This is a genomic window from Nocardia spumae, from assembly GCF_020733635.1.
GTDB lineage: Bacteria > Actinomycetota > Actinomycetes > Mycobacteriales > Mycobacteriaceae > Nocardia > Nocardia spumae.
Map to the genome: position 1 here is coordinate 1,145,648 of NZ_JAJFZL010000001.1, position 15,702 is coordinate 1,161,349.

Annotated in this window: 1 protein-coding gene (running past one end of the window); it reads right to left on the bottom strand. The window is 65.6% G+C overall.

Going from position 1 to position 15,702, the window contains the following annotated elements; all coding sequences use genetic code 11:
* Positions 1-15,702, bottom strand: the 3' end of a protein-coding gene (locus LKD76_RS04725; protein WP_227985501.1) for an amidase family protein. The gene runs 19,629 nt beyond the window's last position; the window shows 15,702 of its 35,331 coding nt (coding positions 19,630-35,331); its start codon lies off the right edge, out of view; the stop codon is at positions 1-3.

The following is a 15,702-nucleotide window of genomic DNA, read 5'->3' on the forward strand; positions in this document are numbered from 1 at the left end:
TCATCCGACCCATCGGCTGAGTCGTGCGCGCAGTTCGTCCCGTGAATAGTCGAGAAAATTGGATTGCCGAGAAGACCGCATGTGGAACAGGTCGACCCAGCTCTCCATGGTGGCCGGGTCCGCGCGGACTGTGCGAGGCAGTTCCTCAGCGCTCATTACCGTTCCTCTCCAGTCTGCCAGCATTCTGTATACGCGAAGCACCGCTTCGGGATCGACGGCAGGATTCGCGGGCGAAGACCGCTCGATCCACATCGCAGTGGCCCGAGCGCGGGTCGCCTCCTCCATTCCCCACATACGCTCGAGGAAGAACGATGCGTTATAGAGCGGGTCGCTGGGGCCGGCGCATTCCCAATCGAGAATCCATATCTTCCCGCGAGAATCGATTCGAATGTTCGAATTATAAAGGTCGTTGTGTGCGAAGATCACCGGTTCGCCGGCGCGACCGGAATCCGGCTGAATATATTCCGACAATGGGCCGACCCTGATCTCCCGGAGCCTCGACATCTGATCTTGCGGCAGGCTGTGATACGCGCTGTCGGCACGTTGGATCACCAGCTGCTGCCACGTTGGAATGTCCATCCTCAAGTCTTTCGGAAGGGGGTGTGCCGACGTCAATTGAACCTGGCCCATGAGATCGGGCAACCAATCGATCAGGTCGGGAGCGTCACTGGCCGGTGTTTCGCCGTCAATATATTGCATTATTGTGAATTCGTGGCCCGTGGTGGGGTCGACTCCAGCGTAGAGGATTTCGGGGGTTCGCACACCGCACTCGTGTGCGTATTCTATGGCTGTGTTCTCGGGCATCCATTTCTTCAGGAAACTCTCGTGCAGTTCTTCTTTTGCTACTCTGAGCACCGCTGGGCCCGAACGTGTGTCAACTCGATAGACTTTGTTGTCGGTGCCATCGAAATTCGGCTCTCGATTCCGGACCTGCTCGCACAGTTCTCGGGCCTCTTCCGACGATATTCGGGGTCGGTAGATTCCGGGCCGGGCGGTGCGACCGGCGCTCTCGGGTATTCGCCGCTCGATCTCGTTCCGGGTTCGGGGATGCTCTTCGATTTCCGGGTCGGGGAACCGTTGCCGCATATCCTCCAAGGCTGATGCGGCTATTCGGTCGATCTCCTCGATGGTCATATCGAGCCGCAGGCGGGCGATGACTTCCTGCGGTGTGATCGCCTCGCCGAGGCGCAGCATGACGATCCGCTCCGCCAGTTCGGGATCCGGCATGAGTGCGAGTGAACGTCGCAGATCGGCGAGGAACCGCGTGTCCCATTCGTATGCTTCGTCACGATCGACATCCTCGGGACGGTCGAAGGTCCCGGAATTGTCGGGGATCTTGTCGCCGATCGGCCGGGAGCCCTCTTCCGCCGGAGAGTCGAACGAGACCGCCCCGTGTGGATGGATTTCGCGGAGTTCGGCAACCTCCGCGACCGGTATGCGGACCGCGGCCGCGATTTCGTCGTTATCGGGCTCGGCGCCTGTCTCGTCGCGGCGACGCTTGATATAGGAATTGACGATGCCGAGGCGTATCCGGGACGCGGCATCGAGGTTCGGGTATCGGCTTGCATAGCTCAACTTCCGCAGCTCATTGACTGCCTTGAACCATGCATAAGGCGTGAAATCTCCGGAGGGAACCCATTTGTAGGCTCCGCGAGTGATCGCCTCGGCGGCCGCTTGGACCAAATCGTCGTACTGGTGACCCGGGATCTTGCATGTCCTCGCTGCCGCCTGCGCGACCCACACGAAACGTTCGGTGAAACGCCGCACTGCGGCTCGCTCCTCGGCGGAGCCGGGCTCAGTGGCAATCAGTTCCCAGGCGAGCTGTGCGTCTCGGTCGTTCAGGGCAGGGCCGAATCGCAAGCAATAGCGGTTGAGTGCGGATCGCAGCGTAGCGTTTTCCATCCCGAAGGCGTCTCGCAACTTCCGCAATCGCACCAGGTTCGGTATCCGGCCGTCTTCGTAGCCCTGTAGCTGTACTCGTGGTATCCCGGTGCGGGATTCCAGCTGTCTGGTGGTCAGGCCGGCGTGGATCCGCAGCGCGCGCAACCATTGATGAATATCGTCGTATACCGGTTCGGGAGGGGCGTCGGACATGGGATCCAATGGGTGCAGGAACCCCCAGGAGCGGGCCATGTCATTCCACGATCCCGCGTGATGCAAGCCGCGCCGATAGGCGCGCACCATGATCAAGTCGTAACTCGCTATCTGCTGTTCGGTCTCCTGTTTCCGGACGAAAGTCGTCGGTGCGCCGAAGATTCGGGCAGCCTCCGGTGCCGTCAGATTGTTCAGGTACCGGAAGACGCGGGAGAACTCACCGAAAGAGCGTGTCGAGGTGAAGCTGGGATATCTGATCGTCGACATCGGATATCCATAACATTCGGCGACTTCAGCGTAAGTTATCGGAAGGTATCGTGAGATCGATTCCGATACACGGGCTGCGATGCCCGGGGCAGGTCTCCGGCCGTTACACCATTCGCGGATCCGGGCTTTATCTGTTGCGATCGCCGCGGCAAGCCGACTTGTCGTCCAGCTGTGCGAGTCCCCGAAACTCACAACAAACTCTCCGAGTCCGGGGTGCCCCTCCGGATATTTCGGCGCACCGCTCTCGGTGAGCAGATCCGGATAGTGGCGGGCAACTGCGCGGTACGCATCGCGCGCTCCCGGGACGCGGCGTAGTAGCGCCCGGACCTGCGTCGTCTCGAGCAGCCCGCCCTGCTCGGCCGCTGCCCACGTCCCGGCCGGTGCGTCGATCAGCCCGTCCATATCCTTCGCGGTCAGCGCCAGATATCGGCGGACGCCGCGGTGCCACTGGGTCGGATCGGCACCGGGCCTCGGGAACCGGGCACTGCCGGGGGCCTCGAACATCGCAGGTTCGAGTCCGGCACGCGCGAGCCAGCGATCGATCTGGGACTGTTCCAATCGCCGCATCTCCGCGTAGTGGGTCACGCCCTGTTGCGGCTGTCCGCTCTCGGCCGACAGCCGATCGCGGCACCACTCGAGGAACTGACCTTCCTCGGGCGATGTCGCCGACTCGGGATTCGGCAGGGTGAACGCTGCCGAGTCTTCGGCCGGCTGGTCGGCCGTGTGTCCGGCGCGGCGCCTATAGCTGAGGTACCGGCGGATACGGCGTCCGGCGAACTGTGCCGCCGACGGCGTCATACCGAGCTCCGATGCGATGGCGGACATATCCCATCCCGCCGCGAGGCGATCGAGTATGTGGAGGTCCGTGGCGGTGAGTGTGCCGGAGAACCGGTGCGTGCCCGGACCGAATCCGTGTTCACCGGCCATGTGCACGAGCGGGAGCTGTTCGATGTCGCGGCGGTGGGCGCGCAGTCGTATGCCGTCGCTCAGCGGTGATTCGGGTACCGATCCGAAGGAGGGGGCGCCGAGCTGTCCGCCACTGGGCTTTCGCACGCCCTCGACCTGCTCGGGCGGAGCTTGACGCAGCCGGCTCGCTTGCTCGTAGGAATAGGCGTACCCGATCAGGGTCGGCTCGCTCCAAGACTGGCCGACAAAGGTCAGGTTGAAGGGTTTCCCGTCGGTCGCACGGTACCCGGCGGGAACAGTGAAACAGGGATAGCCGGCTCGGTCGCCGCCGAACCACCACGTGTTCCAGGACACCAATGCCGTGAGGTCGTGCTGAGCCATCAGCGGGTCGATCCGGCCTTTGGTTTCGGCGATATCCCGCGCTCGGTCCGTCAGATACTTCGCGGTGTCGGGGCTGCCGGGGCTGAGATCGATCGCCTGTGCTGCCAGCAACTGGCCCTGGCCGTACCGCAATGTCTGCTCCGGATGAGCGTTGTGGAACTCGATCAGATCGGCGAGCGAGCCGATCGGAGAGTCCGGTAGCCGCGACAGGTAGGTATTGAAATCCCGTTTGAATTCGTAGACCAGCACGCTGGACTCGCTCAGCTCGGTGTCGAGCGTGACAGGAACGACGGTCGCGCCCTGTGCCCGCAACGTCGCGATCGCCGCATCCCACAGCGGCCGTTCCGCCGATTCTTCGGCGGGAATCATGTTCGACAGCACTCCTATTCGAGCTCCCCGGAGCGCGTCCGGGTTCAGATCCAGGGTGAAGTCATGGCCTGCCAGTGGATTTCGTGCCGTGGCGGGATCGTCCGGATCGATGCCCGTCATGGCAGTCAGTAGAACTGCCCCGTCGCTGACCGTCTTTGTCATCGGACCGGCGGTGTCCTGGCAGTTCGCGAGAGGGACGATCCCGGTCCGGGATATCAGTCCGACCGTTGGTTTCATCCCCACCAGCGAGTTCGCGATGGACGGGTGAATGATGGATCCGAAGGTCTGGGTGCCGATGGCGAGCGGTGCCAGTCCCGCCGACGCCGCCACAGCGGAGCCGCAACTGGAACCACCCACATCCCATGTCGGGTGGTAGGCACTGACCACTTCGTCGCCCAGTATCGAGCTGTAGCCGAGGGGCATCGAAGAGTCCACGAAGTTGGCCAGCTCGGTCATGTTGGTGGTTCCGAGGATGACCGCCCCGGCCGCGCGCAGGCGCTGTATCAGCCATGCGTCGGCGGCGGGGACGGATCGGGCGAGGGCCACCGTGCCGGCTGTCGTCGGCGTACCGGCCAGATCGATATTCGCCTTGACCAGAACCGGGATCCCCAGCAGCGGTCCGTGCGGGCCGCCGGCGCGGCGCCGGGCATCCGCGGCACGAGCCTCGGCTATCGCGCGGTCGTTGAGCGCGGCGACCGCGTGCAGCTGAGGATCGACGGCTTCGATGCGCGCCATATACCAACGGGTGAGCCACTCGCTGGTGATCAGTCCACGATTCATCAGATCCACGAGTTCGGTGACGCCCGCGGTTGCCGGGTGCACATTTCCCGCGTCGCCGATCCCGAGCGCCATCGCCGGCGCCGGATTCGCCTCCGGCGCGGAAGTATTGGGAGCCGGGGTCGGATCGGGCCCGGACGTGCCGGGGTCGTGTTCGGGACCCGGGGCCGCGGGGGATGCGCGGCGGTGATAGACGCTTGCCTCGTAGCCGGTCTCGGCGATCGCGGCCATGACGCGAGCTGTGATGTCCGGCGGCACCGGCTCGTTGCGTATCACCCGGCTTGCCGTCGTCCGGCTGGTGTTCGCGTGGCGCGCTACGTCGTCCAGCGTGACGCGCTTCGCGCCGGCCGCCCCGGTGCGTCGGTGATAGCCGATCGCGGCGGCCGCTGCCTCGACCACTTCGCGAGTGGAGTCCTTCGTCTTGCCGGCCAGCGCGCGGTTCACCTGGTCGACGCCCATGCCGGTGGCCTCGGCGAGATCCAGTTGCGTTGCGCGCTCCTGAACACCGTCGGCCCTCGGCACCGTGTCGTTGTCGAGTGGATAGCCGAGGTCTGCGGCGATGGCGCGGACCCGCTGCTTCGTCTCCGCCGAGATGTTCGATACCTGCCGGTCGTTCACCGCTAAGTGGACGGTGGTGATCGAGACCCCGGCAGCCGCCGCGACATCCGCCAGCGTGACCCGCTGGGGCGAATTTTCCTCGGATGCGAGGGATTCGGCAGGCGGTAATGCCGCCGAGACCTGACCGACGCCGCGTTTCAGCATGCTTTCGGCATCGGCTTCGGCGCAGTTCATCACCTCGACGAGCGACAGGAACCTCATCCCGGAGTACCGCAACAGAACCGCTCGGCGCTCGTTCGGACGGAGCCCGGCGATCGCTTGCCACATCCGGCGTGCGTCGGCGCGGGTCAATGCGGCGGCGGCCGCCCTGTTCGTTGCCGCGGCGGCGATCCGGCTCCGGAAATCGGGGAAGCCGCGCCGGAATTCCTCGAATTCGAATGCCTCCACCGCGATGGCCAGAGCGCGTGCCGCGGTGCCAGCGGCCGCGCCCCGCTCGGCCACCTCTCCGGCCAAGCGCAGGAACGTTTCCCGCAGGACGTCCCGCACGAGGTCTCGATCGCCATGTGCGCGCGGAACAATCTGTCCCAGCACAACTTTCGCAAACGTGTCGTGTAACCGACGTGCCTGCTCGACAGTGCCGGACGGGCGGCGAGATGTCGCCGGTTGTCCGGGTTCTCGTGCGGCGGCCTCGCGGTCGAGCTGCTGTTCGGCATCCGCCTCGCGGATGGGCTGCGTGGAAGGCTGCTTCGCTGGTCGGGGTGCGCCGGCCGGAGCCTTCGGTGCTTGCCATGGTTGTCCGTCCGGGCGGTGGTGGAATCCCATGGCCCACTGCGGTTCCGCGGGGACGTGGCCGATCGGTCGCTGGTCGGTAGCGCGGGCGGGGCGGTCGAGCACCGCCGGATCGAATTCGGGGGCGAACGTGGCCACCGGACCTGGCCGCGGGCCGTTGGACCCGGACGGCCGACGATCGACGGCCCGGTCGGGGGGAAACGCGTCGATGACGTTGGCGAGGAACGGCACACGGGCGACCGCCGCCGCTGGATGGCGGTGCAGGACCACCGTGCGGACGGTCCGGGCATAACCCTCGGTTTCCGGGTGCTCGCGGCGTCGCAGGTAGTGACCGAAGTCGTAGTCGCCGGCGAGCAACTCCTTCGTCGTCGACACGAACCGCCAGAGCGTATCGTCGGCGGGCGCCGATGTGCCGGTGCGGCGGCGCAGGTGCGCGCGCAGCGCGCGGTCGAGAATGTCAGGGGCGGCGTCGGGTGGCGCGACCAGTGTGTCCGCGACGACCGAGGTGAACCACTGGGCAACTCGATTCTCCGGCGACGAGGCCGCGCCCTGGAATCCATCGCGCAATCGCATGGCGTGCCGACGTTGATACGGCTCGATCCAGTGGTTCAGGAAGCGGTCGTACACCGGCCGGCAGGCGATCTGGGGTAGCAGGCTGTCACCGGCATACCGCGCTCGGAAGTACGCCGGTGCTTCTCGCTCCAGTACTCGGCAGCCCGGATAGTTCAGCCCGTACACCCCGTCTCGGGGAATCGAATCGAAATACTCGAACTCACCTGGTGTCAGGAATGGTCGTGTCAGGTCGCGATCGACCTGGAGTATCGGACGGGCGGCGACCATCGCGATATACGCGTACTGCGGAAGCTCGTCCAGCGACAGGTCCCGCGTGGCTCGGCCGATGGCGCTGGCACGTGCCGCGGTGCCGCGGCCGCTGGGTTGCTCCCGTTCGCTGATCGGCATCGTCCGGAACTTGTAGATGACGATCATTTCTCCGGGCATCCGGGGCCGTAGCTGGTCGAGCAGTAACGGGCCTCCACTTGTATTGGGAAGGCCGATAACGACTTCCGCCTCCAACGCGGCGGCGGAGAATGCGGCGAGCATGCTCAGGCGGGTACCGCGTTCCGCAAGCCAGCCCAGTTGCCAGTCCCAGTAGTCCGGGCTGTCGATCCAGTCGCTCCCGTGCTGCTCACCGGCCGCGATTCGTCGCAGATCGGTGACGTAGCGGAAACTCGGGCCGAAGCCGCGCAACTCCGCCTCGAGGGTGTCCGGCCGGGGTAGGTACAGGGCGGGGGCCGATCGCCGGCCAGGTGTCGATTCCTCATGGCCGGAAAGGTGCGCCGTCTCATCGCTCGGGCCGAGGTGGTTGGCGGCCTTGGAATGTTCGCTCGCCTTCTGCTCCCGGGCGCTCCACGGCGTTGTGCCGGCGCTGCTCGCCGGTGTGTCCTCGGCCGGCGGGGCGACGCCTTCGGGCGGCGTGCCTTCCGCCGCGGACGACGGTTCGCCCGGTGGTGTCGGGGCCCACGGGGTGCAGTCCTCACGGCTGATGAATTCGACTCCGCCGATGGGACCCCGGTAGTTGGATTGTCCGAGGTTGCGTCGGCGGCGGTTGCGTGCGCCGGCGGGGTTGCGTTCGGCGACCGGATCGCGTGGATCTTGGTCGGCGCCGAACGGATCGGGGGAGGGGCGTGCCGTCGGCGCGGCCTCCCGGTCACCGAGCCGCTGATCGCTCTCCTCGATCGGTTGTTCATCCGGTTGTGTTGTGGCAGTGCGGGGTCGGTTGTCCGGCACGTCCCTGCCCAGAATTCGGAACTCGGGCACTTCGCGATCACTGTCGACGGGTCCGGTGTCCACCGGCCCGAGTTCGCCGTCATCGTCCACTTCGAAGTGCGCGGCGAAGTAGCGCAGGTCGGTGTCGGAGTCGTTGCTGTATTCGGTCTCCCAGTCTTCGATGGGGAGCGTGCGGGGGATACCCGGGCCGTTGTCGATGAGGTTGTCGGTGACGTAGAGCCTGCCCCCGTTGTTTCGAATCACCCACGCGTGCCCGATTCCGGTGCGGGCGTTGCCCGCGGTGACGACCGCGGTATTGCCGTCGCGGGCGAGGAGCGTGGCCTTGATGGTCGTCAGGGGGGTAATGGTGGTGTCGGTAGCGGGGTCGACACGGGTCGGTACCCGGTGCAGATGGGCTGCGATGGCGGCTTCGGTCGATGCGAGGTCGGTGGCCCAGCGGCGCGGCACATATGCCTGGTCGTTGCCCAATGCCCAGATGGTTCGGGTGACGTGGGTGACGCAGCCCACGGAGCGTAGGTGGACCACCGCGTCGTCGAGGCTCCGGCGCAGATGGGTGACGCCGGTCAACTGCCGGGCGATTCGCAGGGCATGGTCTGTGTCGTCTGCCCAAACGACGCCATCGAGCAGCCGCTGGAGGCCGATCAGGGCCGAGGTGGAGGTGGGATCGCTGAGGGTGAGCAGGCGTATCGCGGACCTCACGAAACGTAGTCCCGCGTCGAGGTTTCCGATCGTGAACGAATGGGTGGCCATGGTCGTCAGGTCGGCCAGGTAGCCGGCCGCGGCCGTGGCCTGGTCGGGAACGGATCCGGCCCGGCGCGCACGCGCAAAGGCCCGTTCGCGATACGGCAGGCGGCGGATGGCTTCGGCGACAGGTTCGGGATTGACCTCGAAGACGGCTTCGTCATCGTCATCGTCGTCGGTGTTGTCGAGGGTTCCCTCTGGGATGGCGACCTCGACCTCGACCTCGACCTCGACCTCGTCGTCGGCTGTCGGCTGCGCGGTATCGAGGCCGGCCCTGAATCGCAGCCATGCCGGTGGGATGGCTCGGTACCAGTCCTGGGAGCGCTCCGGAGCGGAGGTGTGCATTCGAACGAGGGCGGCCACGACGTTGCCCACTGTCCGGAGGAAGGTGGAATCGGGTGTGGTCCGGAGAACGGACACGGCGATGTCTCTGCGCCTATAGGCGGCTGTCTGATCGTGCATTTCGGTCAGGGCGCTGTGAAGCTGCAGGATTTCGGCGGCCGCGATGTCGGCGCCGGCCACTGTCGGCAGCCGGTTCGCCACGGTGGCCGCGATATCGGCCGCTTCCCGCAGCCGGTCCAAACCGGCACCGATATCGCCGGAGCGGGTGAGGTAGTAGGCAGCCATATCGAGCACATCGGACAGATAGGTGGCGGCGGCGCCGGCGAAGTCCTCCTCCGAGACGGTGCCGGTAGCGGTCCGGGCGTGCGCGAAGGCCGCCGCATGCTCGTCCAAGTGAAGAAAGAGTTCGGTGACCGCCGGATCGGCACCGTTCCCGCGATGTTGGGCCACATGGTGATCGACCTTTTTGCCGAGATGTTCGAGCGGCACGGTGCGCAGGGTTCTGACGACCTCCTCGACCGGTGAGAGGTGCGGGAGGGTCGGTGCGGCGTCCGGTTCGAGTTCCTGCTCCTGTCCCCATGGCACGTAGCGCAGCGCGTTGAGAACCCAGTAGCATTGTCGGCCATAGTATTCGGCAAGATCCGCCGCGTCGCGGACAACCGATCCCCGGTCGTCGATCGCGGCGGTGATATCGGACAGTGTCTCTGCCGCTGCGTAGATGGCCTGGAGCATCGGTAGCCGGACAGCGGCCGCTCTGGCCGTGTCGAAGAGGGTGCGGTAGTCGTCGAGCTGCTCGTCGCCGAACTCCCCATTGATTCGTGCCCGAAGCTCGTGCAACAGCGCGTTCGACACTCGCGCGGTGGTGATCATGGTGTCACCGTGCGGGCGCAGCCCGCGTCGGATGCCATCGAGATGGTCGATGAGTTCGTTGTGCAGTCGCCGGAGCCAAGCGCGTGCCTCGGCATCGCTCAGCTGCCCGACTCGATCCTGCAGTGTCGCGTACGAAGCGCCGGACAGGTCGGGGATGGGCGGCTCGGCCTCCTCGACGGAGTTCGCTCCGGACGCCTCACCCAGCGCCGCAATGAAATCGGGGGCCACCGGTGCCGTCGAAGCGAAGCGGGGGATGATGCGAGCGCGTTGATCGGCGCCCGATCTCGGCACTGTGACAGCGGGTTCGGTGATCTCGGCGGGTCCCGTCGCCCAGATGCCGAAAAGCGCGGCGAAGCCGGGCATAGGCTGCCCGGACCCCGAATTCATTTGTACGAATTGCCATGCATCGCGAAACTCGTGGTGCATGAATTCGATCTGCTCCGGTGTCAGCACACCCAGAGCGGCCGCGCGGCCGAGCCGGATCGCGTCGTTGACGAGGCGCTCGGCGTAGAACAGCAAGGCGTACGGCAGGGTGCTGTTGTCCGTATCGCCTGCCAGCAGTTGGAAGCGTTGCATATCGAACGAGGCAGGTCCGGATCCCGCCAGCTCGAAGTCGATCGCGACAATGCTGCCGTCCGCGGCTTTGACCAGTAGGTTGCCCTGGTTCAGATCTCCGTGTATGAGTTGCGACTTTTCCGGGTCCATCCGCCAGCTCAGCTCCAGCAGTAACGCGAAGAGCTCATCCGTGACGCCGAGCCGGTCGAAGTAGGAGCCGAATTCCTCGCGGTGACTCTCGACCGTGGTCATCAGCGCGTCGATCCGCTCTCGGACGAACTGACCTGGGTCGATCGGCTTCACCGGTATTGCCCGTAATTGCCGATGCAGTCGCTTCACCGCGTCGGCCACACGTCGCAGCGGAACATCCGGGGCGTCACCGACACTCACGCCGGGGGCATACCCCAGGATTTGCACCGTCGCGTGGTTGCGATTGGGTATTCGGACATTCCGCATCACCTTGAATACCCGATGAGGAGTGTCGACATTGTATTCGGCGAGTAGTTTCAGCAGCTCATGTTCGATTTCGGTCCGTGCGTTCAGCCCATCGCCGTTGTCGACATCGATCCGGACGAGGAATTGACCGGTGTCCGGATCGCCGACCGGAATATTGAGGTGGTAGTTGCCCGACATGGCGAGTTCGAGGTTGTTGAACGCTTCCTCGAGCAGGGCTCGCGCGATGTGGTCGGGCATCTCCACACCGGCAGTGCCACCGAGATATTTGTACCCGCTCGGCGGCAACAGGCTGGGAATTCGCTCGCCGATCGGGGCGCGGGTCACCGGCTCCGCCGAAGCGTCGGCCTCGGCGGCCCTTGCTCGTTCGGCCGCGAGTCGCGCGGCCAGGCGGGCACGGGCACGCCGTGCGATGTCGAGGTCGCCGGGTACGCCGTACCGGTCGATCCGGCGCAAGTGCTCGATCTCGTCGGGCTCGAGGGTGTCGAGGCAGGCTTCCCACTGCTGCCGGGTGGCCGAGTGCAAGGCACGCACCTGCGGATCGTTCTTGTCGCGGAGGGTGGTGCGCTGGAATCCATACAGCACACGCTGTCGATAGCGGGCGAATCGCCACTGCTCGATCGCGAGTTCGTGTGCGGCCGCCGCCAGGGTGTCGAAGTCCGCGGCCGGTCCCACGTCGTCGCGCGCCCGGACGACGATGTCGCGGGCGGCGTCGGTGCTGCCGACGATCGCGCGCACCCGCCCGACGATCGTCAAGAAGGCACTCACGAGCGGGTCCTCGCCCACCGCCGCGGGCGCCAGGGCACTGAGCGCTGCGCGGATCGTCTTGTCGGACAACAGGTATTCGTCGGCGAGGTGCTGGATTCGCTGGGCCGAGACGTGCCCGTGCTCTTCGAGTCGCTGCGCCAGTGTCAATCGAGTGTGCAGGTCCCGGATGGCAGTCACCGTTGGGCGCAGTGCCGCCCCGACATCCACGTTCACGCAGAGCTCGTCGAGAATCTCGCCGATCTCGTGCACGTGGGCGATGCCCGATTCGTAATCGGTGGTCTGAGTGAGCTCATAGGTCGCGATGGTGAGGAGATCGGCGGCGAGCCCTGCGCCCGCGGCGACCTTGTCCGGATCCTCGGCCGCGGTGCGCGCGTGCGCGTAGGCCGCGACCCGTTCCGGCAACCGCTGACGGACCGCGGCGAGTCGTTGGTCGGCTTGTTGCAGGACTCGCGTCCGCAGACGCCCGTCGGTCGCGTCGTGCCAGAAGGCGGAATGGGCGTCATAGTCCTGCAATCTCTGCGCGGTGGTGACGAGCAGGTCACGCATCGTCTCGTCGGATCCGGATCGGTCGGCGTCACGCACCAGGGCGGCCAGCCGGCGCAGGCTCAGGGCCGTCGCCGTGTATATCGGAAGCATTTCCAGCTGATCGTTGGTTCCGAGAGTGTCGAAGTGGGTGTCCGCACTCGCGTCGATCACGACCTTGGCACCGGCGCGCATATCCTGGGCGATAGGCGCCCACGACGCGATATCGGTCGCTGCCCGCTTCAGCGTCGCGTTGTTGAGCAGGTGCACGTAGTCCGGGTCGACGAGGTAGGTGAGATCCGAAAAACGGTCGCGCAACGCGATGATCAGTGCGTTCAAGCCGCGCGCCGGACCGGCCATGAGCGCGAGCGCCGGGCGTTCTCCACGGTGGAGGGCGGCGAAGTGTCCGGTGGCCTCGGTGCGCAGGTCGATGACCGCCCGCCACGCCTCTGCCACCGGCAGGCTTCGGGCCCAGTCGAAGAGCTCTCGAGTGGTCGCGTTGACCAGGTCCGGGGTGGCGACCGCACCGGTGGCGGGTCGCGGGGGAGCTTGACGGTTGGCGATCGCGACCATGCGGTCCAGGTACCGGGTATTCGAATGGCCGGTTCCGGTGTGCCGGGTGGCGTCCCAGATCCCCAATGCCCGAAAGACTTTCTCCTCGGTGATCTCCCGGGACCCGGAGGAGAGTCCGGACGATCGCTGTACCGCGCGTATCGCGTCGAGGAATTCGGTGCGAGCGAATGCGATATCCGCCGGAGTGAGTGTGCCGTTCGCCGCGCGATGCGACAACCGCACCGCATCGTGGAAGACACGCTGCGCGTTCATGAACGACAGATAGATGTCCAACGCGACGCGGTTGGCCTCGACGAGGGTGTTGGTGCCTCCCAGCGCGGAACGTAGGATTCGCCGTCTGTCCGGATCCGAGACGAGGAACATTCGCCACGCGAAGTCGTAGAGCGGATCGCCGGACCTGGCCAGCTCCCAATCTCGAAGGATCACCGATCCGTCATCGCGCACCAGCACGTTTCCGTCGTTGGCGTCGCCATGGATGAGGGTGTACCGAATGGGTTCGGTGGCACGACCACTCCGTCGGATTCTTTCGGCAACCGCGCCGAACAAATCGGGTGGAAGGCCCAGCTTTCGAAGTATCGGAACGAATTGCGGCGATACTCCGGCCAGTTTGTCTCTTTCCTCGGCGATCAGCTGTTCGAGGAAGAGGAAACGTGGTGTCGATCCGGGATTCTTCGTTCGCTCGTGCAGGTGACGGATCGTGGCGATCACCGCCTCCTCGGACAACCCCGGCGCCGTGGCCGCGGTGGAGGCATCGAGGACGAAGTCGTGAATCTGCACGTCGACCCGAGTCCCGTTCGGCAGGACGACCCCGGGTACCAGGGCGAACACGTGGGAGGCCGGTTCGACGCCCCGGCGCGCGAGTTCCTCGAGCAGCCGGGTCTCGTCGAAGGTCTTGGTGTCCAGGTCGTCGGCGGTTGCCTTCGGGAACCTGGCCATGAAATACCCGCCGCGACCGTCGCTGAGGACGACATTGTCATGGTTGTTGGCCGACAACGCATTCGCCAGGTTGAGCGCGGCGAGTTCGGCCATCGCGCGGGCCACCGAATCCGGCAGTGGCACACCGGTCGTGCCGCCGAAGTGCCGGCAATCGGCCGCGGCGGGAAGTCCGGGGATCGAGTCGCCGGGATCGACGACGACGATATTCGGCGCGGCGGTGCGGGTGACCTCGAGCGGAGCGTCCAGTGGTTCCACCAACTGGTGCAGGGCATTGTCGGTCAAGGTCCGCGCGCGGCTGTCGGCCAGGTGCAGCCGCCTGGCTGCTGTCGCCAGTGTCAGGCCGTGGTGGAATTGCAGCTCCAGCAATTGCCGCGCCACCGGGTCCAGTGCCCGCAGACCGTCCTCGAGTTGCTCCGGGCTCACCCGATGCAGTGCCTCGGCACGGTCGGCCCGGTCCGAGGGGATGGCCGCCACCAACGCCTGCCGCCACCGGGTGAAGCGCAGATGTTCGCGCGCTCGGTCCCGGGCACGGGCGACGGCGTCGGCGTCGCTGAGACCCTCGGATTCTTCGATAATGGTCGCGGCCAGCGCTGCCGCCGCTCGCTGGTCCGCGATCACGACATGAACCGCGTCGAAGATCCGAGTGGCCGCATTCGGTACCGGAGTGGAGGTTTCGGGTTCGGCCGGGCCGGATGACCGTGTGCCTCTCCCGCGTTTGCGGACGGCACTGACGTTGTCGCCACCGCGCGGGTCGTCGGCGAAGAAGACCGAAGGATCGTTCCATCGGACGGGCCGGGCAGCCGATGTGCCGCGCCGCGCTCGGCGGGGGCGGTCCAGGGCGGCATCCTCGTCCCCGATCTCCGGGTCCTGGGGCCGCGCACCCCCGGGCGGATTCTCCGCGGTCTCGGCAACATTCGTATCCGCTTGCCGGCCGGACGAATTCGTCACCGCATCGACAGCGCGAACCGCCTTTGCCGCCGCCTCGAACGCATCGTAGGCCCCGAGTGTGCGAACAACCGCCGACATCGTTGCACTGACTGTGTGCGGCTTTACTTCGAGGATATCGCTGATTTCGCGCGTGGTTCGGCCTTGAATCTTGTAGGCAAAAATTTCTGTTTGTCGCGGTGTGAGGAGGGCGGAGATATCGTCGACTTCATCGGGGTGTGGATCGACACTTCCATTTCGGATGGCTTCGGCAAGGTGTCGCAGTCGTTGTTGTGGCGCCGCCGACGTGCGTTCCGTTGCGTAGACGCGGTATTTGTGACGGGGATCGTCGGCAGCTGTCGCATTGTGGCGATCCATAGCATCAACGGTCATCGCCACGGCCTCGGCCATGGTCGCGGCTTTCAGGCGACGAAGGATGACTTGCTCGTGCAAGTTGATCGTGTTCGGGCTGTTGCCCAGAACTTCGGCAGCTTCTCGGTTGGTTCTTCCATCGATCTTGTGCGTAAGGACTGTCAATTGTTGTGGTGTGAGTACTGTCCCGACAGCCGCCTTCTTCCTCGGATGGGGCCGGATCAGTCCGCGGCGAGTGGCCTCGGCGACTATCCGGGTTCGCCGGAGAGGAATTCCCAACCTCTCGGCCATGTGCGAAATGTGGCGCTTGACCTCGCGTGCGCTCTGATTTCGCCGCCGCGCCATATCGTTGTCGGTCTCACCGCGCGCGAGGCCGGTCAGCAGGTCGGTCTGGCCGTCCAGCTCAATGGCGTGAACGCTCACCGCCACCGCTTCCATTTCGGTTCCGACGCCCAGCTTGCGAAGTATGTCGTTGATGCGCGCCCGGGTGCGGTCCGGGGTCATCCCGATTGCTGCCGCGACGGCGGCAGTATCGCTTCCCGCGATTATTTCGGTGAGGGTAGAGATTTCTTCCGGGGTGAGTTGTCGTAGGTCGTCTATTTGGTTGCCAGGGGTCACGAGCCCGCGGCGTACGGCCTCGGCGATCAGTGTGAATCGGTTGTAGGGAATTCCGAATATATCCGCAATCAACTGTGCTTCACGGATCACCCAGAAGTG